Source organism: Chitinophagales bacterium, assembly GCA_013816805.1.
Classification (GTDB): Bacteria; Bacteroidota; Bacteroidia; order Chitinophagales; family UBA10324; genus MGR-bin340.
In genome coordinates this window covers 1-21485 of sequence record JACDDS010000016.1, presented here as the reverse complement: position 1 = coordinate 21485, position 21485 = coordinate 1, and the positions used below count along the sequence as shown (strand labels likewise).

Here is a 21485-nt window from a genome sequence, read left to right as displayed (position 1 = left end):
TCAATTTGAATGGAACAAAAAGAGTATTGGAAAGGACTTGAAGAATTGCATGAAGATCCGGAATTTCTGAATGAGCAGGATAAAGAATTTGTGGAAGAATTGCCGGAAGAACTTTTTAGTTCCGTTTCGTCTATAGCCAACGCTCCCACCAGCCGGCGTGATTTTTTAAAGTATTTGGGTTTCAGTCTATCGGCAGCTACCCTTGCGGCAAGTTGCCGTATTCCTGTTAACAGGGCCATTCCCTATGTAATTAAGCCAGAGGAAATTGTGCCTGGAGTAGCAAATTACTATGCTTCTTCTTTTATAGATGGTAACGATTATTGTCCTGTTTTAGTGAAAGTCCGGGATGGCCGTCCCATAAAAATAGAACCGCTTACTTCAAAGCATATTGCCGATGATTCAGCGAATCGCTTTTTTTTCGGTGGTACTAATGCCAGAACACAGGCATCCATATTGTCACTGTACGATATGTCCCGCCCGCAGCAACCAACAGTAACCGGTAAAAAAGCCACGTGGGAAGTTGTTGATTCAGAAATACGGGAAAAGTTGCAAAAAAGTAAAGGCAGTAATGGAAATATAAGGCTGCTTACTCCCAGTCTGTTAAGTCCATCGACCCGTCAGTTAATAAACGACTTTACGGAAATTTACCCAACTACGAAGCATATTGTATATGATCCTATTTCCTACGCAGCTATTTCAGTTGCAAATGAAAAAAACTTTGGCAAGCGTATAATTCCGGGTTATCACTTTGATCAGGCAAATGTTATTGTTTCTTTTGGCGCTGATTTTTTAGGCACCTGGCTTTCTCCAATTGAATATGCCAGGCAATATGTACAAAACAGAAAGGTCTCTCCTGCCAAAACAGAAATGTCACGTCATTATCAGGTGGAATCGCGCCTTTCCATTACGGGTTCAAATGCTGATAAGCGGATAGCTGTTAAACCCTCAGAAGAAAATTTAGCAGTTCTTACTCTATATGATAAGCTGGCCGGGATGATGAATGGTGGATCTGTTGCTGTAGCTCCCTTAAATGCCAAAGCGGACAAATTGCTTACTCAGGCAGCTATGGATCTTGCAGCAAACAAGGGAAAATCACTGGTAGTATCCGGATCAAATGATGTTAATGTTCAGGTAACCATTAATGCAATCAACAATTTACTCGGTAACTATGGTACTACAATAAATCTAAATCATTATTCCAATATCCATCAGTCTGATGATAAAGGGTTCATGGAGCTATTGGATGAAATGAATAGAGGTGCTGTTAATGCTTTAATTGTTTATGGTGCCAATCCAGTGTATGATTATATGGATGGTAGTGGTTTTGCTGAAGCAATGAAGAAAGTAGAAACCACCATTTCATTAAATGACCGTACAGATGAAACTACGGTAAATTGCAGATACCATTGTCCCGATCATCATTACCTGGAAAGCTGGAATGATGCGGAGCCCCGTTCGGGATTGTTTACCATGTGTCAGCCCACTATCTGGCCACTATTTAAAACACGCCAGGCTCAGGATTCTTTAATGAGATGGATGGGAAACACCGATGATTATTATACTTACATTCGGAAAAATTGGGAAAAAACGGTATATCCTAACCAATCAATGTACAGTGATTTCCAAACTTTTTGGGATAACTGTGTAAAAGAAGGAGTCATTGAAATAAGTGCTTCTTCTGCGTCACCAGGTTATGGAGATAAAACAACTTCAGTTTCCGCCATAGACGTAAATCAGTCCGCAACAGCGCTTTCTCAATCTGCAGGTTCACGGGGTATGGAACTAGTTTTGTATGAGAAAGTGGGTGCAGGTAATGGAAGATATGCGAATAACCCATGGTTACAGGAGCTTCCGGATCCTGTGTCAAAAATTGTATGGGATAATTATCTGTGTGTTTCTCCAAAGTACGCAAAAGATAACGGGCTCAGTATGGACATGGTGGAGCATAATACTGATATTGTTAAGGTAACAGCAGGTAATAAGTCGGTTGAAGTCCCTGTTTATATTGCTCCCGGTCAATGTGATAATTCATTTTCTTTAGCCTTAGGATATGGCAGAACCAGGGCCGGCCGTTCCGGAAATGGAATCGGTCAAAACGCATTTTCACTGGTTACTTCTAATGGGGAAACCTGTATCTATAACCTTTCCAATGTAAGTGTTTCCAAAACAGGTAAAAGGTCGGATCTGGCAATGACTCAGACTCATTTCAGTTTCGAAGGGCGGGATGTGATCCAGGAAAGAACCATTACAGAGTATCAGAAAAATCCCGATGAAGGTAAGGATGAACATGATGAATTAAAGAAATTGTGGGGAGAAACTCTTTACCCGACACAGAAATTTCCCGGTGCCCGGTGGGCGATGTCAATAGATTTAAACTCCTGTATAGGTTGCGGTACTTGCGCCGTAGCTTGCCAGTCAGAAAATAATATTCCTGTAGTGGGAAAGACTGAAGTCCGGAGAGTGCACGAAATGGCCTGGTTGCGTATTGACCGTTATTATTCTTTTCCAAGCGCGCAGGGCTTGATTACAGAAGAGAAAAAGTACGATGAAATACCCGATTACCAGGATGTGCAGGTAACCTTTCAGCCTATGCTTTGCCAGCATTGTGCAAACGCGCCCTGTGAAAATGTTTGCCCTGTTTCTGCAACTAACCATAGTTCGGAAGGATTGAATCAGATGGCATATAACCGCTGTATCGGTACCAGGTATTGTGCAAATAACTGTCCCTATAAAGTAAGACGTTTTAATTGGCTTGATTATACCGGTGCAGATGTTTTCCCCTGGAATGAGCCGTGGAATATGCCAACCTATGGAATTCAAAACCCACAAGTTACGGACGCTATGACGCGAATGGTATTAAATCCGGACGTTACGGTCAGGTCACGCGGTGTTATGGAAAAGTGTACATTTTGTGTGCAGCGCATTCAGGATGGTAAACTAAGCGCGAAAAAAGAAGACCGTCCTTTAAAGGACGGAGATATTGTTACAGCCTGTCAGGCTGCCTGCCCCGCGGATGCAATAGTATTTGGAAACATCAACGACCATAATACAGAAGTTTGGAAAATGCATGACGATGCGCGGGCTTATTATGTACTGGCTGATATAAATACCCGGCCATCGATTGCTTATATGAGGAAAGTCCGGAATAAGAGTGAGAATATAAATGCATAGTTTTATTTATCATCAACAGCGGAATTTTTAAAAATTTTTTAGCGGCAAAATAAATTTCATGCATTCAGAATCATCTATCAGACCGCCATTGATTCAGGGAGATAAAAACTATCTGAAGATAACAGAAGATATTGTGGCTGCAGTTGAAATGAAGCCGCGTCGTTTATGGTGGATTGTAACATCCATCACGGCAGCTGTAATGTTGTGGGGATTTTTTGCGTTAGCCTGGACGGTATGGTTTGGTATCGGTGCCTGGAACCTGAACAGAACGATTGGATGGGGATGGGACATTACCAATTTTGTATGGTGGATCGGTATCGGGCATGCCGGAACACTTATCTCTGCAATATTATTATTGTTCAGGCAAAAATGGCGTACCGGCGTTAACCGTTCAGCAGAAGCAATGACCATCTTCGCGGTTATCTGCGCTGCTATATTTCCGGTAATACACATGGGCCGCGTTTGGCTTGCTTTCTTTAATTTACCATATCCCAATACCCGCGGACCTGTTTGGCCAAATTTTAATTCTCCGCTTATGTGGGATGTATTCGCCATTTCTACCTATTTCACCGTATCCCTGCTATTCTGGTACTCAGGGTTGATTCCTGATATAGCTACCATACGGGACCGGGCTAAATCGAAAATTGCAAAGTTCTCTTACAGCGTTTTATCCTTTGGCTGGGTAGGATCCGCAAAACACTGGCAGCGGCATGAGGCGCTTTCCCTGGTTTTGGCCGGTATCTCAACACCTCTTGTGCTCTCCGTTCATACCATAGTATCCTTCGACTTCGCAACTTCTGTGATTCCCGGCTGGCATACTACCATCTTTCCTCCTTACTTCGTGGCAGGTGCTATTTTCTCGGGCTTCGCAATGGTATTAACACTGATGGTGATTACCCGTAAGGTGCTGAATCTTCAGGAATACATTACGCTCGATCACATTGAGTCGATGAATAAAATCATTGTTCTCACGGGGTCTATTGTGGGCTGTGCTTATCTCACTGAATTATTTACTGCATGGTATTCACAAAATCCCTATGAGCAATATGCTTTTGCAAACAGGGCATTAGGGCCTTATTGGTGGGCTTATTGGTCCATGATGACGTGTAATGTGATTTCGCCCCAGCTCTTCTGGATAAGAAAATTAAGGAGAAATGTGTGGTTTACTTTTTTTATGTCTATTGTAATTAATTGCGGAATGTGGTTCGAAAGATTTGTGATTATTGTAACTTCATTACACCGCGATTATATTCCTTCCTCCTGGGCCATGTATTCACCCACCTGGATCGAGATCAGCATCTATTTAGGAACTCTCGGACTATTTTTTACAGCATTCCTGGTTTTTGCTAAAACAATGCCTGTAATTGCCATGGCGGAGGTTAAAGCGATACTAAAGATATCGGGAGAAATGCATAAGAAAAACCAGTTAGAGCCAACTTTTCATGAGGACAGGCCTATGGAGGTCATGCCTCAAACCATTTAATATCTCAGTGAAACAGAAAAGATGAAGCAATATCTTTTAGCATTATATGATGATGAGCAGGTACTGTTAAATGCCGTTGATAAAGTTAAAGGCAATGGAATAAAGATCCACGATGTAGTTACGCCTTTTGCTGTACACGGTCTTGAACAAAAATTAGGACTGCGTGAATCCAGGCTGCACATAGGAGGATTTTTTGTAGGGATGACCGGGACTACTATTGCGCTATCTTTCATGACGTGGGTTTTTACCGTCAACTGGCCCCTGGTATTTGGTGGTAAGCCACATTTTTCATTCCCTGCTTTTATACCAATTATATTTGAGTTTACGGTTCTTTCAGCATCAATAAGCATGTTTTTAGCATTCCTTGTGCTGTGTCATTTATATCCGGGCAGATTCCGCGAACCGCTTGATCCCCGAACAACCAGCCATCTTTTTGGAATTGTTTTTAGAATAACGGAACAAACATCCGAAGAAGAAAAAGGACGCATGTATCAGTTGCTCCAGGAAAGCGGTGCGGTGGAAATGAAATTAAGGGAAATGAATAAGCACTATTAATAAATTAATGAAGCCTTGTAATAAACAGATCGGATGAAAAGAGGGTATTTGAATAAAAATATTTTAATAGCAGGAATGGTTCTAATCATTTTTATTGGTGTCCAATCTTCCTGCTATTATTCCAAAAGCAGCCCTGGCTGGGAATATATGCCCGATATGACGCACTCCTCGGCATTTGAAACCTACGCACCAAATCCTAATTTTCCTGATAGTTCAAATGCCCGGATACCTGTGAGCGGAACAATTCCAAGAGGCATTTACATGCCTTTTCATTATAGTCCGCAGCCTACCGGTTATGATTCAGCAGGAAACTACCTGCACTTTCCTGACGGATTTACGCAAACCGACCGGGTGGAAGGTCAGCGCCTGTTCAGTATTTATTGCGCAGTTTGCCATGGGCTAAAAGGAAATGGTGAGGGATCAATTACTGCGGTGAATACACAATTGAAAAATCCTTTCCCCAATCCGCCTTCTTATTATGATGAAGCCCATATTAATCTTCCCGAAGGAAAAGAATATTACAGCGTACACTATGGAAAGAATCTTATGGGTGCTTATTCAAAATCTCTTGATCAGAATCAAATCTGGAAAGTGGTTTATTATGTAAGATCTATGCAGGAGCATTATGCCGATAGTATAAAAACTACCGGAGGAACTCTTGCAGCTTCGGGAGATACAACTAAAAACAAGAGTGCAAGTTCACCGGCAACAAAGAACGGTTCATCTGTAAAAGACAGTACTAAAAAGAAATAACACTTAACTTTTTAAATTAGGAATGAAGTAATGAATCTCGAACTGAACCTGGATGAAAAATTTATTTTCCCGGCCCGATTAAAAACAATAAGTTTTGCTTTGATCATTGCAGGACTTATTGGCATGATAACCGGCTATTTGATGTACCAGGGAGATGATAACGGAAAACGGTTTTGGGCAAACCTATTGCTGGATGCGATTTTTTTTCAGGGGCTAACTATGGGCTGTGCATTCTTTCAGGCAGCTATCTATGTAGCATATGGTGGCTGGAGTGTGGCGTTAAAACGGGTTCCGGAAGCTGCCGGAATGTTCCTTCCTTTTTCTGCAGTTATATTATTACTTGTGCTGGCAACCGGATGTTCTCATTTATACGAATGGACAGATCCTAACGTGGTTGCCCATGACCCCATTATAGCAGGAAAAACAGGTTATCTCAATCTTCCTTTCTTTTTCATTCGCTTTTTTTTCTTTGTAGGCATACTTACTGCACTGATGTTTTTAATGAGAAAAAACTCTCTTAAAGAGGATATTGACGGCGGGCTTACTCACTACCGGAATAATTTAAAATGGGCATCGGTCTTTTTGGTATTCTTTGCGGTGTATATTCTGGTTACTGCGTGGGATTGGATCATGTCGCTGGATGTGCATTGGTACAGCACCATGTATGGATGGTATTCTTTCAGCAGTTTTTGGGTAACGGCAATTGCAGTTATTACTCTTATAGTGGTATACCTTAAGCGCAAAGGATATCTGAGCATTGTAAACGAAAATCACCTCCATGATCTTGGAAAATTAATGTTTGCATTCAGCATTTTCTGGACCTATCTCATTTTCGACCAGTTCATGCTTATCTGGTATGCGAATATTCCTGAAGAAACGGAATATTTCCGTCAGCGTTATGATCATGTCATGGGGCTTTTTTACACTAATTTTATTTTAAACTTTTGTGCTCCGTTTTTGATATTGATGAGCAGGGATGCTAAAAGGAAAATGACCTGGCTTATAATTGCATCATGGATAATAATTATTGGCCATTTTTTAGATTTTTATTTGATGGTGATGCCGTCTTCATTAGGGGATAAGGCCGGAATTGGAATTATGGAGCTTTTAGCCCCTTTGTTTTTTGCGGGGTTATTTATTTATGTTGTTTTTACAAATCTTTCAAGAGCACCATTAGTAGCGCGCCACCATCCTTTTTTAGGAGAAAGTTTACATCATACAACTTAATAGTTTTGAATTAATTATATATGAATTCAACGGTTCTTCTGATTGTAGCTGTGGTATTGTTTGCACTGGTTTTATTCCAGCTGGCGAAAACAACAGAGTTTGTATCTATATTAAAGGGAGATGAAAAGACCAGGCTGGAATCGGATCGTATTCATGCGAGGTTTTTTTTACTTTTTCTCATTTTGGGATTAGCAGCCATGTTCTGGTCTGTGGGATATTTCAGGAAGGATATGGTGCTGAACGCTGCATCCATGCATGGGCAATGGATCGACAGTATGTTTAATGTCACTTTATTTTTCACTGCCATTGTTTTCGTTCTTACTCAAATTGCGCTTTTCTATTTTGCATGGAGGTTCAAGCACCGTGAAGGTGCGAAGGCATATTATTATCCGGAAAATAACAAGCTGGAGATGTGGTGGACAATTATACCAGCTATAGTGCTTACTACGCTTGTGGTAATAGGATTGTATCGCTGGTTTCAAATTACAGGACCTGAGCCAAAAGATTCCAGCGTAATAGAAATTACCGGCAGGCAGTTTAACTGGATGCTTCGGTATCCTGGTCAGGATGGCAAATTGGGAAACAATGAATTCAAATATGTAGACGATATTAATGTTGTAGGCATGGATTTTACCGATCCTGCCAGCAAAGATGATTTCATGCCGAATGAAATGCATCTTGTAGTGAATAAACCCGTATTGCTTCGTATAAGGTCACGTGATGTGATTCATGATGTTGGTATTCCATATTTCAGGGTAAAAATGGATGCTGTACCGGGCATTACAACGCGGTTTTGGTTTGTTCCGATCACAACAACAGTTGATATGAGATTTAAAAATGGTAATCCTGATTTTAACTACGAAATAGCTTGTGATCAGCTGTGCGGCAAAGGGCATTTTTCAATGAAGATGAACGTAGTGGTAGAAACACAGGAAGAATATAATAAATGGGCAGCATCTCAACCTTCCTTCTACGATTCAGCAATAAAGGGAACGGAAACAGAAAAGAAGTTCACTATGTTAAGCTCTGCCGGAACTAATTCTTCAGTACTTGCAATAAAGCAACCAAAATCAAAATGAAAACTCATTTTTCGGCGTGAGAAGTTTTTCTTAACTTAATGAAAAGAATAGTCAATGAGTAACGAAGTTCTTAATCCCTCCCATCCGGTTTTTACGGGAGATTCGGTGCATCACCAGGATTCGCTTGGAGAAATTCATGAGAACGGTCATGGTCCGGAGCATCATAAAGAAAGCTTTATAACCAAATATGTTTTTAGTCAGGATCATAAAACGATAGCGAAACAATTTTTAATTACTGGGATCATATGGGCTTTCATCGGCGGTTTGCTGTCGGTAATTTTTCGATTGCAGCTGGGATTTCCAAATCAATCATTTCCAATCCTGGAAACACTTTTTGGTAAATGGGCTCCGGGTGGAATCATCAGCCCCGAATTCTATTACATGCTGATAACGATGCATGGAACCATACTCGTTTTCTTTGTACTTACAGCCGGCTTAAGCGGAACATTTGCTAATTTTTTAATCCCGCTTCAGATAGGGGCAAGGGATATGGCATCTCCGTTTCTTAACATGCTTTCTTACTGGTTTTTCTTTTTGGCAAGTGTAGTAATGCTTAGCTCGTTTTTTCTGCCGGAAGGCGCATCCGATGTTGGTTGGACAGCTTATCCTCCTCTCAGTGGCATCCGGGAAGCAGCACCAGGCGGTGGCGCAGGCATGGATTTCTGGATTGTGGGAATGGCTCTGTTTATTTTTTCGAGCTTGCTAGGAGGCTTAAATTATATCACCACGGTATTAAATCTGCGCACCCGTGGAATGTCCATGGCCAAAATGCCGCTTACTATTTGGGCACTTCTAATTACTGCTATCCTTGGCTTACTCTCTTTTCCTGTGTTATTGGGAGCAGCCATTTTACTTATGTTTGACAGAACTATCGGTACCAGCTTTTATCTGGATAATATTTTTATAAATGGTCATGCATTGCCGCATAGTGGCGGAAACGCTATACTTTACCAGCATCTTTTTTGGTTTCTCGGTCATCCGGAAGTTTATATCATTATTCTGCCTGCCTTCGGTATCGTTTCTGAAGTGCTTGCTACGAATGCACGTAAACCCATCTTTGGGTATCGTGCGATGATTCTTTCCCTCTTGGCAATTGCGGTTATTGCATTTGTAGTGTGGGCCCATCATATGTTCGTGACCGGATTAAATCCTTTTGTTGCTTCTGTATTTGTATTTCTTACCCTTTTGGTTGCGGTCCCTTCTGCTATTAAAGTTTTTAATTGGATTGCAACTATATGGAGGGGAAATATCCGCTTTACGCCTGCCATGCTTTTTGCCATCGGGTTTGTATCCATGTTTATTTCAGGGGGATTAACTGGAATTTTTCTGGGTAATTCAGCCATTGATATTGAATTGCACGATACATATTTCGTTATAGCTCACTTTCATATTGTGATGGGAGTTTCGGCTTTTTTTGGAATGCTGGCTGGAGTATATCACTGGTTTCCTAAAATGTTTGGAAGGTTCATGAACAATACGTTAGGGTATATTCATTTCTGGATTACCATAGTAGGTGCATATATGATTTTTTGGCCCATGCACTATATGGGTCTTGCAGGTGTGCCCCGCCGCTATTATTCGTTCGATGCGTTCCAAAATTTTAATATGTTCGGATCCTTAAATGAGTTTATTACTATTGCCGCAATGATGGTATTCTTCGGTCAAATCCTGTTTCTTTTGAATTTCTTCTTCAGCATTTTTAAAGGCAGGATAGTGAAAGAGGCAAATCCCTGGCAGTCTAATACGCTTGAATGGACCACTCCTATAAATCCGGGACATGGCAATTGGGCAGGCGAGATTCCATCGGTATATCGCTGGCCGTATGATTACAGTAAGAATGGAGATGAATTTATTCCCCAAAATGTACCTCTGCGGGAAGGGGAAACAGGAATGCATTAACAATATTTTTGTTTGGGTTAACAAAACTTAAGGATTAAAGATCAGAGAGAAAATGATAACTGAAGTAAGAACCTTACCTAACACTTTTAGTGCATCAATTTCATTTAAGGTTAGGGATTATGCTCAGCTGGTAAAGCTTCGCCTTGCTCTTTTAGTCGTCTTTTCATCTGTTATCGGATACCTTATGGCTATTCAGGGAGAGATAGAATGGGGTCAGCTCATATTGTTATGTTTGGCAGGTTTTTTTACTACTGCCTCCTCCAATGTTTTAAACCAGGTGATTGAAAAAGACTTTGACCGGTTAATGAAGCGAACAGCAAATCGCCCGCTTCCTACAGATCGTATGTCAGTAGCTGAGGCTTTGCTGGTAGCTGGAATTTTAGGGGTTGCAGGTATATCAATCTTTTGGATATACTTCAATCAAATGAGCGCACTGCTAAGCGCACTTGCTCTTCTGATATATGCTTTTATATACACTCCTTTAAAAAGGTTTTCCCCTGTCGCAGTATTTGTGGGTGCCTTACCAGGTGCGCTCCCGCCATTAATCGGGTTTGTAGCAGCAGTGAACCATTGGGCTCCTGTTGCCTTTATCTTGTTTGGAATTCAATTTGTATGGCAGTTCCCGCATTTCTGGGCAATCGCTTGGGTGGGCTGGGATGATTATCTGAAGGCAGGATATAAACTACTTCCTTCAAAACAAGGAAGGAATAAATTCAGCGCCATCCAGATTGTTTTTTATATCATAGCGCTTATTCCTATGAGCTTGTTTCCCGCCTATATGGGTTATTCCGGAATTATTTCTGCATTGCTGGTTTTTGCCTGCGGAATTATTTTCCTTTTGCAGAGCATTGAGCTCTTAAGGAGTGGCACTATTGAATCTGCTAAGCGTTTAATGTTTGGTTCATTTTTTTATTTGCCTGTTGTATTGCTGGCTCTTTATTTTGACAGAATATGAATAGCGCGACCATAAAAGAGACCAACCGTTTTCATCCTCTGAAATTTGGATTATGGCTCGGCATTGCGAGTATTGTAATGCTCTTTGCTGCATTAACGAGTGCTTACATTGTCCGGAAGGCACAGGGCAACTGGACTGATTTTAAAATGCCCGTAATATTCTGGCTCGATACCGCTATTATAATTGCCAGCAGTTTCACATTACGACAAGCGATAAAAGCTTTCACCCGGTATAAAGAATCCGCCTACCGGACCTGGTTAAGTATTACCTTCTTATTAGGATGCCTTTTTTTAATAGGCCAGTACGCAGGATGGTTGCAATTGGGTAAGATAGGAATATATATTAATGGTAACCCTTCCGGCTCTTTTGTATATGTTATTTCCGGAGTTCATGCCGCTCATTTGCTCGGTGGACTAGTGCTTATGGTCATTACATTAATAAAAGCATTTGTGAAACCATTCAATCCTAACAGATTGGTGAACCTGCAAATGATGGCTACCTATTGGCATTTTGTAGGCATATTATGGATTTACTTGTTTATTTTTTTTCAAATTAATCTGTTTTAAAAACTGATGAATGGCTGAAGCACTTTATACAACTGCAGCAATTAAACCCTCGGTATGGAATGGTGGACGATCTCCGTTTAAAGTGAGCTGGGGCAAGCTGATGATGTGGTATTTTCTGGTGGGTGATTCTTTTTCATTTGCATCTTTCCTGATCACCTACGGGGCATTGCGATTCAGTTATGATGCATGGCCCACTCCTAATAAGGTTTTTGAATCGTTTCCATTTTTAGAAGGAATAAAGCTGCCACTTATGTTTGTAAGCTTTATGACATTTACGCTTATTATGAGCAGTGTTACTATGGTGTTGGCGGTTCACTACGGTACCCATGAGGGAAACAGGAAAAAAGTTGCCAAATGGTTGTTCTTTACGATAATTGGAGGTATTACATTTTTGGGAAGCCAGGCATGGGAATGGACGCACCTTATTACTGAAGGTATGACCATTTCTCATAATCCATTTGGTGCACCGGCATTCGGGTGGCTTTTTTTCACTATCACTGGTTTCCATGGATTCCACGTATTAACCGGAGTTACGATTAATTGCATCGTTCTTGGAAAAGTAACAAAAGGAGATTATGACCGTAAGGGCAGCTATGAGATGGTCGAAAAAATTGGATTGTACTGGCACTTTGTCGACTTGGTTTGGGTGTTTGTGTTTATGGCATTTTATCTGCTGTAGCAAATAAGGTTTACATTAATAAACTATAACTATAAATTATGAGTAACGAACACGGGACAGAGCTTAACATGGTGAAGCTGATCTGGAGGACATTCTGGATCATGCTGGTAGTTACAGTAGTAGAAATTATTTGTGCGGTAAGCTTAACTGGTCACGTTCCGCAAATTATCCTCAATATTTTTTATGTGCTGATGAGCGGTGTTAAAGCTTTTTACATAGTTGCTGTATTCATGCACCTCCGGTTTGAAATTAAATACCTTGCTGTCACCATTTTGATCCCCATGACCTTTTTATTTTTTGCAGTGCTCACCCTGCTGGCCGAAGGTTATTCCTGGAATATCATGAGGCATTATTGAGTACGGGTTTCTGCTTAACTGTATCTTCTCAGCTTTATACGGATTGTATTTCTCAGGCACGTTAATATAGAGCAGGTGAATTTTCTTTAAATTTATTAGACGCTGTAATCTTCCATGTCAGATCGGCCTTTGAAAAACAGCAGCATGAGTGAAGTATTGGAGTAGGGCAATGGAAAAATTGTGTGATTGATGGCAGAAAAATAAGTTAAGTAAAAACTTTGTAATGGCTTTTATTTTTCCGAGCGATGGCTGGGTAGGACTGCTGTTTTTCAACAGCCTTGATTTTTTGTTTCTTTTGGATCAAGCCAAAAGAAATTAAGATAAATATTGTCTGATACGTACTTCTATTATTGAGGATTTAAATAATTCTATTCACATTTAGTGCTGTAGCTTTGCAACTATAAATGATGAACAGACAGTTTTATTCCCGGGCCGTAGCATTACTCATATTGCTTGGATTTCCTCTAGGCTTTTTTTTCTATTATAAACAAAAAATAGATGCGCTTCCGCATCAGGCTAAAACGGTGCAGACATTCTGGAATACGCCTTATTTCAAATACCAGACACAAAACGGAGATTCTTTATCTGCTGATGACTTAAAAGGTTTTATTTACGTTGCAGACTTTATTTATACCAATTGCGGAAGTATGTGCCCCAACCTTTCAAAAACAATGTCGGACATTGAAACCAATTTCACAGATAACCAGAAGCTGAAATTAGTATCCTTTTCAGTTGATCCCGAGCGGGATTCCGTTCCTGCCCTTAAGCAATATGCGGCGCGTTTTGGAGCAAGGGATGGCAAGTGGTATTTTCTGCGAGGTCAGAAAGATTCTGTATTAAGAATGGCGGAGGAAGGTTTTAAGCTCCCGGTGGTGGCCAACGACCATCCTATGGCAGGTGATGAATTTGCACATTCGGAACGAATTGTTTTAGTGGATGCTAATGGAATGATAAGGGGTTTTTATAATGGTTTTGAAAAGGACAGAGTCGATTCGCTGAACAACAATATTGCAAAGCTGCTGGTTGAACTGCAGGGCACGTTGCCGCTATGAAAGAGCGATCCATCAACATTGCAATAGTTGTTGTTTCTATTGCCATACCTGTTGCAGTATTTTCTCTTTTCTACATTCTTCCTCATCGAAATATACCGGCTTTAAATCTGGGCATCTTACCTGCTCTCAATGCTTCTTTAAATTTTACAACGGCTATTCTACTGATCTTAGGTTTATATTTTATTCTAAACCGAAAAGTGCACTATCATAGAATGTGCATGATAGCGGCATTTTTCCTGTCCTCTCTTTTTCTCATCTCCTACGTTATTTATCATGCGCTTACGCCGCCTGCTTTGTACGGTGGTCAGGGAATCGTACGAAATGTTTATTTTTTTATCCTCATAACGCACATTGTACTCGCAGCAGTGATAATACCGCTGGTGCTGATTACACTTTCACGCGCTCTGCAAACTCGTTTTGACCGGCATAAAAAAATCGCGCGATGGACATTCCCTATATGGCTATATGTAGCGGTAACGGGAGTGATCGTTTATTTGATGCTTGCGCCGTATTATTAATTGTACAACTGAATAAAAGTTGAGGTTCAAACTTAAATTATGTTCAAATATCTCTTATTTAATATTTCTAATAAAATCGCTACCATCACCCTTAACCGCCCTGAAGTTTACAATGCCTGCAATGATGTCATTACTTATGAGCTTCAGGATGCTTTAAAGGAATGCGAGAAAAATAAAGAAGTCCGGGTGGCAGTATTAACAGGAGCGGGTAAAGCCTTTTGTTCAGGACAGGATCTTAAAGAAGCAACAGCAAATCCTGATCGCACCTTTTCTGAATCTATCCATGAGAGATACAACCCAATCATACGCGCTATCCGGAATATGCCCAAACCTGTTATCTGCAGGTTAAATGGAGTTGCTGCAGGCGCCGGCTGCTCCATCGTTCTTGCCTGCGACATGATTATTGCTTCGGAAGAAGCATCTCTTATAGAGATATTCGTAAACATTGGATTGGTACCCGATTCAGGTTCATCTTATTTCCTTCCAAGGTTGATTGGGTATCAAAAAGCATTCGAGGTTGCTGCAATGGGAACAAAAATGACAGCAGTTGAAGGTCTTCAATTGGGTATTATTAATAAAGTTGTAAAAGCGGAAGAGTTGGATACTGCCATAGATTTTTATACCAATTATTTTGCAAATGCCCCGACAAAAGCAATTGGATTAATGAAGAAGATGATGAACAAAGCCATGCATTCAGACTTGAATACAATGCTCGATTATGAAGCATATTGCCAGGATATTGCAGCTTCTACTTTTGATAACAAAGAAGGAGTAGCGGCGTTTATGGAAAAAAGAAAACCACAATTTAAAGGTGAATAGTCGGAATGCTTCAATTTTAAAAAATTATAGAATAGTCATTCATTTTATAAACAGACGCAGTAACCTTTTAACAGCATTTCTCATTAGATCTTTTTTTTTCTCTGCCTTATTTTTTGCCTGTAAAAACCAGAAGCCTGATATTTCGAATATACAAATCAACCTGAAGTTACTGCGCTTCGATAAAGATTTATTTGCCATCGATACTTCCAACTATAAATACAGGATTGATTCCCTTCAGATAAAATATCCGGTATTGTTTCCTTTTTATTTTGAACAGCTGATCGGATGGAAGGTAAATGAAAATTCTTCTCTTAACGTTAAAGACAGTATCCTCCATTATGTAATGCATCCCTATTCTCAAGCTTTGTATGATTCCTCGATGCGGAGATATAATGATCTTTCATTTTTACAAAAGCAATTACAAACCGCATTTAAGTATTATAAATACTATTTTCCGGATGCTAAAATTCCTGTAATAGCATTGGTGATTAATGCACCTCCTGCTTTTACAATAGGGGACGACCTTATTTGCATCAGCACGGATAAATACCTGGGGCCTGATTTCCCACTATATCAAAATGAGGCAGATCCTATCCCGCAGTATTTGTTAAGAAGATTCCGTTCAGAATATATGGCTTCCAATGCTATAGAAGTTTTTCTCACAGGAAATTATGAACCAAGCAACGCGTCGAAAGCTTTGCTGGACGCGATGCTATATAAAGGAAAAATTCTTTACCTGAAACAAAAACTGATGACCGGGGTACCTGATTCAATCATTACCGGGTTTTCAGCTGGTAATCTGAAATGGCTTAATGAGAATGAAAAGGAAATTTGGAAATTTTTCATTTCAAAAAAACTATTGTACAGTCAGGATGCCCTTGAATATGAAAAATATGTAAGTGAGGGGCCAAATACTTCAGGTATGCCGCCGGAAGCTCCGGGTAATATAGGAAGCTGGTTAGGGTGGCGTATCATTTCAAAATATATGAGAGAAAATTCTTCCATTGAATTAAACCAGTTAATGGCTGAGCAGGATGCACAAAAAATTTTAACAGCATCAAAATATAAACCACTGAAATAAATGCTGCCGGTTGATTTATATATGTACTGTGCTTCGCTACAGAACGGACTACCTGAAAATCATTTGACTTTTTAACTTATTCCGCTAACTTTATTCACTTTAAAAAAAGCGAAATATGGAATCAATTCCGGTGGTTGATCTTGCAGAATTTGTTTCTGGCAGCGATAGCAGGAAAAAGAGGTTTGTGCAGGAATTAGGTGATGCATATCACGAAGTAGGATTTGTAGCTGTAAAAAATCATGGTATCAGCGAAAAGCTGATTGAAGAATTATACCGTGAAGTGAAAGCGTTTTTTTCGCTGCCTTATGATATCAAGAAGAAGTATGAACGGGCGGATTTGGCAGGACAAAGAGGATATACTTCTTTTGGAAAAGAACATGCTAAAGGCAGTAATGTAGCCGATCTGAAGGAGTTCTGGCAATTCGGACAAATAGTTTCCGATGGAGATGCGATTGCCTCACAATATCCGGAAAATGTTTGGGTGGAAGAATTGCCGGGCTTTAATGAAATCGGTGTAAATTCTTACCGGAGCTTCGAAATTTGCGGCAGGCATCTTCTTAATGCAATCGCCATCTATCTGGAACTTCCTGAAAATTATTTCGATAAAAAAATCCATAATGGAAACAGTATTCTTCGCGCCATCCACTATCCGCCAATAATTGATGACCCTAAATCCGCTTTGCGTGCAGAGCAGCACGAAGATATCAACCTTATTACTTTGCTCGTGGGGGCCTCGGCAGAAGGGTTAGAAGTTCAGTCAAAGAATGATGATTGGATTCCGGTTACTGCCTTACCAGGCCAAATTGTAGTAAACGTAGGAGATATGCTTCAGCGGTTGACAAACGACCGTTTAAGGTCCACCACTCACAGAGTAGTAAATCCTCCAAAAGAAATGTGGGGATCTTCCCGCTATTCTATTCCTTTTTTCCTTCATCCCAGAAGCGAAATGAGGCTTGACTGCCTCAGCACTTGTGTTTCTCTTGAAAATTCACGCAAATATGATCCTACCAGTGCAGGCGAATATTTAGATGAACGCCTTATTGAAATTGGTTTGAAAAAAGCCAAATAATGCGGGCACGTGACCTTATTTATCTTAAGGACATTTTTATAGTCGCTGTAACTTCATTCGGCGGGCCCCAGGGTCATTTAGCAGTAATGCACAATATACTCGTAAAGAAAAGAAGGTATTTTACTGATGATGAACTCCTTGAGGTAAATGCGCTTTGCCAGATGCTGCCTGGTCCGGCTTCTACTCAAACCATTATTGTATTATCTCAGAAGAAAGGTGGATTTATACTGGCGCTTCTGTCCTTATTGATATGGATTCTGCCAGCTTCAGCAATAATGTCTTTTACTGTACTGATCTTTTCTATTTTTGAAACCCGCGATCTGCCTACCAACTTCTTAATTTTTATTCAGCCTATGGCTATAGGCATAATAGCTTACGCAGGTTATAGCTTGGGAGTCCAGCTAATAAAGAACCGCACCGGGATAATAATAATGTCACTAGCAATCATTGTTGCCTTATCTATTACCACACCCTGGACCTTCCCATTAGTGCTGATCGGTGCCGCGATAGTTACTAATATTACCGGCAAGGCTCAAACGGTAAAAGAAACACATTCCGGGGTTGTTAACTGGAAGCACGTCTATTTCGGATTGGGATTATTTATCTGCATTTTTATAATAGTAGGGCTACTGGCGCTGGTAACTAAAGATCTTCCCTTTATTTTATTTGAAAATTTTTTCCGGTTTGGCACCATCACCTTTGGCGGTGGTAATGTTCTGGTTCCTATGATGTTTGAGCAGTTTGTGAAACACCGTCATTATATGCCTCCCGATGAATTTGTCTCAGGGTTAGCAATAAGTCAGGCTATTCCAGGGCCATCATTTGCTTTTGCAGCATTCACGGGAGGAATGGCTTTAAAAGGTATGGGCGCGCCGTTTCAATTAATGGGATGCATTATCGGTATAGTGGCGATATTTCTTCCGGGCGCTTTAATGGCATTTATTATTTATCCTTTATGGGAATACCTGAAAAACTATTTTTTCGTACGGCGCTCACTGGAGGGAATTAATGCAGCATCGGTGGGATTAATATTTTCTGCAGCTGCCATTCTTTATACAAATGTAGAATTTCACATCATTAATATTATAGTTGTAATCGCTACCTTTCTTTTATTAAACTTTACCAGAATCAAAGTGCCTGTTCTTGTTCTGTTCGCATTGATTGCAGGAGTAATTTATGCTCACCTGTAAAGTAATTGCTTTATTGATTAAACTAATGAATATTATTGTTGTCTGAGCATTCCTTTACAGGTCCCATATCAATCAGGCTTAATTTTTTTCGAAGGTATTTTTCTCGTATAATTGGGGTTTTCTTTAAAATATTTATTTTTTAATACACATATTTATTTTTTAACGTCTGTTCACTTATGAAATTTTCCCGTTACGCTTTATTTATTACAGTTATTGCCTTTTTCTTCCCACTTATCAAAGATGCTAATGCTCAGTATTGTACCTCGGGTTTATACGATCAGGGTTGTACAGATGATGATTACATAGATGATTTCTACCTGGGTTCCATTCAACAGATGGCTTCTGGCTGTGCCACCGGGGAAGCGGGCTATTCAGATTATACGAGTCTTTCTACCACCTTGCAGCAAGGAGTTACGTATACCATGACCTTTAGTGTAGGATGGCCTGGCGATTATATAACTGCCTGGATTGATTATAATAATGATAACATTTTTGATTCCGCTGAACAAATTATTTCTGGCTTTCATTGTGTCAGCCGTTTTCAGGATTACTCTGTAAGCTTTACACTCCCCTCAACCGCAACAATTGGTAGTCACCGTTTACGCGTAAGGGATGCATATAATGTTCCGCTTATGGATCCATGTGCTCTATATACTTACGGTGAAACTCACGATTACACAGTTGCTGTTACTGCTGGTGTACAGATGTCACTCTTATCCTGTACCGCTTTTCAGCCTCCTAACCTTACAGCGGGCCCTGGCAATCAGAGCCAAAGAATAATTGGAATTAAGATAGTTACAACAGGCAGTTCAGATCCATTTAGCGTTACCTCATTTACTTTTAATAGTAATGGCACTACCGATTATGAAGCTGACGTGCTTAAAGCCAAGATATATTGGACAGGCAGCGATTCTGCTTTTTCATCAAATTTATTATTCGGATCTACGCCGGTTTCATCGGGATCAATTAATGGAACCCAGATGCTGCAGCCTGGTAATAACTATTTCTGGCTTGCATATGATTTAACAAGCACGGCGATCGGTGGGGATTACCTGGATGCCGAAATTACCTCTGTTACTTTTACAGGAACCACAGGCACCATTATCCCTTCTGTTACGGCTCCGGCCGGTTTTACAGTTGTAAATTCTTTTTGTACGGGCGATTTTATTAATTTATGTTTATCCGGTGACTATATTGATAATGTCACGTTTAATACACTTTCCAATATTGGAAGTGGCTGCAGTGGACAAGCGTTTGACTATACGCTTTACTCACCTGTAAATTCTTTTACCACTGCGGTTATACCGGGTAAAATCTACCCGATTACCTTACAGTCAGGCCCTGAACCCGAAGGCTTTGGGGTATGGATTGATTATAACAATAATGGAAACTTTGATGATGCCGGGGAATTTGTATACTCTACCGACACCGCCGATTCAAGTAAATTTATCGGCTCCATTACTATATCGGATAAATCAGACCTTGGTTTTCACCGCATGCGCATTCGATGTTCATATGATACTACTTTAACAAAAAATGATGCTTGCGATGTGCTGATATACGGTGAGACAGAAGACTACCTTATTAATTTTGTTTCTGAAACGGCTTGTACTGGAACACCAGAGGCGGGTACTGTGCAGGCAAACGTGTCTCAATTATGCGGGATTGGAAATTCCGCCACACTTACTGCAACCGGATATTCAGACCAGGAAGGTGTTAACCTGCAATGGCAGCAATCAACAGATGGTATTTCCTGGATAGATATTTCTGATGCAACGTCTAATATATATAGCACACCTGCACTTGATCAATCTACGCAATATAGAACTAAAGTTACCTGCAGTTCCGGTGGAGAAGTTGCTTTCTCCAATTCAGTTACGATCGATGTCATTATTGTCGAGGCTCCCATTGCAACTGGCGCCTCAATTTGTAATGCAGGCCAGGGGCAGCTTACGGCAACTGGCACAGGAACTTTAAATTGGTACGATTCACAAACAGGGGGCAATAAGCTGGGATCCGGCTCCCCTTTTACCACACCCTTTTTAACGTCCACCACTACATTTTGGGTGGAGTCAAATGAGTCAGGATGTGCGGGCCCCAGAACTCCGGTTGTTGCAGTTATCTATCATTCGAAAATAAAAGCTCATGCAGATCCAGCTAATGTTTGTGCCGGTGAACGGACAATGCTTGTAGCTGAAAACCTGGGACCGGGTGCCTTTAACTATCAGTGGACACCCATTTTGCCCGGAATGATTCCGGCTGATGGAGCAAATGATACTATTTCAGTTCCCATTAATACCAGCATATCTTTTCTGGTAACAGCCACTGAAATAAATAACCAGTGCGATACTTCCATATCTATCACCGTTAATGCTAAACCAACTCCCACAGTTTCTCTTTCAGGATTGGAACCATTCTATTACCGGAAGAGCCCTCCGGATACCCTCTTTGGTGAACCTTCGGGTGGTACGTTTTCCGGACCAGGTATTGATGGAAATGTATTTAATCCGTTGCTGGCAGGTGTTGGTGGCCCTTATCAGATCATCTATTCACTTAACGGATCAAACGGATGTACAGGGCGGGATACCATGGTTACCACTGTTATAGAATATATTGGAATCAATAATCCAACTTCCATAAATTATGCACTCTACCCAAATCCTGCCAATGAGAGTTTTATAATTGAAATAAAGAATATTGCACAGGATGCTTATGTGAAAATTTCAACCATAGAGGGCCGGATATATTCTGAAGCTAATATATCAGCGTTTCCAAACACGGTTTCAAAATCCTTTGACGTAAGCCAATGGCCAAAAGGCACTTACATTGTTGAAATAAATTCAGGTGCTCAGATAGTGAGGACAAAGGTGGTTATACAGTAATTGAGTATTGCTATCCATGTTTACTAGGGTGTTCCTGAAAATGATTTTGCCTTAGGGATGGGAATAGATTTTATTGTCTTCGAGTATCATTTTTTCTTTTTTATTCTATCATCAGCGTTGTAATTGTTTTATACAGCCTCTTTTTTTGATG

Annotated in this window: 17 protein-coding genes and 1 pseudogene; all 18 read left to right on the top strand. The window is 40.4% G+C overall.

The genetic code is table 11. From position 1 onward, the window contains the following. Positions 1-3 precede the first annotated feature (3 nt). The 18 genes and pseudogenes from H0W62_12910 (at position 4) to H0W62_12825 (ending at position 21334) form a co-directional block, all read left to right on the top strand. Positions 4-3171: pseudogene (locus tag H0W62_12910) on the top strand (TAT-variant-translocated molybdopterin oxidoreductase). Between the two features lie 58 nt (positions 3172-3229). Further along, on the top strand, positions 3230-4654 hold the full coding sequence (gene nrfD, locus H0W62_12905) for a polysulfide reductase NrfD (GenBank protein ID MBA3649429.1): 1425 nt from the start codon (positions 3230-3232) through the stop codon (positions 4652-4654). A 21-nt stretch (positions 4655-4675) separates the two neighbouring features. Then, positions 4676-5209, top strand: a complete 534-nt coding sequence (locus H0W62_12900; GenBank protein MBA3649428.1) for a DUF3341 domain-containing protein — start codon at positions 4676-4678, stop codon at positions 5207-5209. 33 nt (positions 5210-5242) lie between these two features. Then, on the top strand, positions 5243-5962 hold the full coding sequence (locus tag H0W62_12895) for a cytochrome c (protein ID MBA3649427.1): 720 nt from the start codon (positions 5243-5245) through the stop codon (positions 5960-5962). Between the two features lie 30 nt (positions 5963-5992). After that, positions 5993-7189 (top strand): quinol:cytochrome C oxidoreductase, encoded by a 1197-nt coding sequence (locus tag H0W62_12890; GenBank protein ID MBA3649426.1) that lies wholly within the window; start codon positions 5993-5995, stop codon positions 7187-7189. A 20-nt stretch (positions 7190-7209) separates the two neighbouring features. Beyond that, positions 7210-8268, top strand: a complete 1059-nt coding sequence (locus H0W62_12885) for a cytochrome c oxidase subunit II (GenBank protein MBA3649425.1) — start codon at positions 7210-7212, stop codon at positions 8266-8268. Between the two features lie 54 nt (positions 8269-8322). Continuing rightward, positions 8323-10167, top strand: a complete 1845-nt coding sequence (locus H0W62_12880; GenBank protein MBA3649424.1) for a cbb3-type cytochrome c oxidase subunit I — start codon at positions 8323-8325, stop codon at positions 10165-10167. Between the two features lie 52 nt (positions 10168-10219). Beyond that, a complete protein-coding gene (gene cyoE / locus H0W62_12875) occupies positions 10220-11122 on the top strand; it encodes a protoheme IX farnesyltransferase (protein ID MBA3649423.1) in 903 nt (300 codons plus the stop codon). Further along, positions 11119-11688 carry a cytochrome c oxidase subunit 3 gene (locus H0W62_12870; protein MBA3649422.1) on the top strand — a complete coding sequence of 190 codons (570 nt, stop codon included), beginning with the start codon at positions 11119-11121 and terminating at the stop codon, positions 11686-11688. The genes cyoE and H0W62_12870 overlap by 4 nt, the downstream gene beginning before the upstream one ends. A 10-nt stretch (positions 11689-11698) precedes the next feature. Then, a complete protein-coding gene (locus tag H0W62_12865; protein MBA3649421.1) occupies positions 11699-12367 on the top strand; it encodes a cytochrome c oxidase subunit 3 in 669 nt (222 codons plus the stop codon). Positions 12368-12405: 38 nt separating this feature from the next. Then, entirely contained in the window at positions 12406-12723 is a 318-nt protein-coding gene (locus tag H0W62_12860) for a cytochrome C oxidase subunit IV family protein (GenBank protein ID MBA3649420.1), read from the top strand. A gap of 404 nt (positions 12724-13127) precedes the next feature. Next, the gene (locus H0W62_12855; GenBank protein ID MBA3649419.1) at positions 13128-13775 is read left to right on the top strand and encodes an SCO family protein; all 648 of its coding nucleotides are present in this window, start codon (positions 13128-13130) and stop codon (positions 13773-13775) included. After that, the gene (locus H0W62_12850; protein MBA3649418.1) at positions 13772-14293 is read left to right on the top strand and encodes a DUF420 domain-containing protein; all 522 of its coding nucleotides are present in this window, start codon (positions 13772-13774) and stop codon (positions 14291-14293) included. Before H0W62_12855 ends, H0W62_12850 begins: the two co-directional genes overlap by 4 nt. A 39-nt stretch (positions 14294-14332) precedes the next feature. After that, positions 14333-15112 (top strand): enoyl-CoA hydratase/isomerase family protein, encoded by a 780-nt coding sequence (locus tag H0W62_12845; GenBank protein ID MBA3649417.1) that lies wholly within the window; start codon positions 14333-14335, stop codon positions 15110-15112. Further along, positions 15105-16193 (top strand): hypothetical protein, encoded by a 1089-nt coding sequence (locus H0W62_12840; protein MBA3649416.1) that lies wholly within the window; start codon positions 15105-15107, stop codon positions 16191-16193. Before H0W62_12845 ends, H0W62_12840 begins: the two co-directional genes overlap by 8 nt. 115 nt (positions 16194-16308) lie before the next feature. Next, entirely contained in the window at positions 16309-17262 is a 954-nt protein-coding gene (locus H0W62_12835; protein MBA3649415.1) for an isopenicillin N synthase family oxygenase, read from the top strand. Then, the gene (chrA, locus tag H0W62_12830; GenBank protein MBA3649414.1) at positions 17262-18452 is read left to right on the top strand and encodes a chromate efflux transporter; all 1191 of its coding nucleotides are present in this window, start codon (positions 17262-17264) and stop codon (positions 18450-18452) included. Before H0W62_12835 ends, chrA begins: the two co-directional genes overlap by 1 nt. Positions 18453-18628: 176 nt before the next feature. Continuing rightward, positions 18629-21334, top strand: coding sequence for a T9SS type A sorting domain-containing protein (locus tag H0W62_12825; GenBank protein MBA3649413.1), 2706 nt, complete (start codon positions 18629-18631; stop codon positions 21332-21334). Positions 21335-21485 lie beyond the last annotated feature (151 nt).

Excerpts from the sequence above, each read along its gene's own strand:
- nrfD (MBA3649429.1), top strand. The coding sequence starts at position 3,230 with ATGCATTCAGAATCATCTATCAGACCGCCATTGATTCAGGGAGATAAA.
- H0W62_12900 (MBA3649428.1), top strand. The coding sequence starts at position 4,676 with ATGAAGCAATATCTTTTAGCATTATATGATGATGAGCAGGTACTGTTA.
- H0W62_12895 (MBA3649427.1), top strand. The coding sequence starts at position 5,243 with ATGAAAAGAGGGTATTTGAATAAAAATATTTTAATAGCAGGAATGGTT.
- H0W62_12890 (MBA3649426.1), top strand. The coding sequence starts at position 5,993 with ATGAATCTCGAACTGAACCTGGATGAAAAATTTATTTTCCCGGCCCGA.
- H0W62_12885 (MBA3649425.1), top strand. The coding sequence starts at position 7,210 with ATGAATTCAACGGTTCTTCTGATTGTAGCTGTGGTATTGTTTGCACTG.
- H0W62_12880 (MBA3649424.1), top strand. The coding sequence starts at position 8,323 with ATGAGTAACGAAGTTCTTAATCCCTCCCATCCGGTTTTTACGGGAGAT.
- cyoE (MBA3649423.1), top strand. The coding sequence starts at position 10,220 with ATGATAACTGAAGTAAGAACCTTACCTAACACTTTTAGTGCATCAATT.
- H0W62_12870 (MBA3649422.1), top strand. The coding sequence starts at position 11,119 with ATGAATAGCGCGACCATAAAAGAGACCAACCGTTTTCATCCTCTGAAA.
- H0W62_12865 (MBA3649421.1), top strand. The coding sequence starts at position 11,699 with ATGGCTGAAGCACTTTATACAACTGCAGCAATTAAACCCTCGGTATGG.
- H0W62_12860 (MBA3649420.1), top strand. The coding sequence starts at position 12,406 with ATGAGTAACGAACACGGGACAGAGCTTAACATGGTGAAGCTGATCTGG.
- H0W62_12855 (MBA3649419.1), top strand. The coding sequence starts at position 13,128 with ATGATGAACAGACAGTTTTATTCCCGGGCCGTAGCATTACTCATATTG.
- H0W62_12850 (MBA3649418.1), top strand. The coding sequence starts at position 13,772 with ATGAAAGAGCGATCCATCAACATTGCAATAGTTGTTGTTTCTATTGCC.
- H0W62_12845 (MBA3649417.1), top strand. The coding sequence starts at position 14,333 with ATGTTCAAATATCTCTTATTTAATATTTCTAATAAAATCGCTACCATC.
- H0W62_12835 (MBA3649415.1), top strand. The coding sequence starts at position 16,309 with ATGGAATCAATTCCGGTGGTTGATCTTGCAGAATTTGTTTCTGGCAGC.
- chrA (MBA3649414.1), top strand. The coding sequence starts at position 17,262 with ATGCGGGCACGTGACCTTATTTATCTTAAGGACATTTTTATAGTCGCT.
- H0W62_12825 (MBA3649413.1), top strand. The coding sequence starts at position 18,629 with ATGAAATTTTCCCGTTACGCTTTATTTATTACAGTTATTGCCTTTTTC.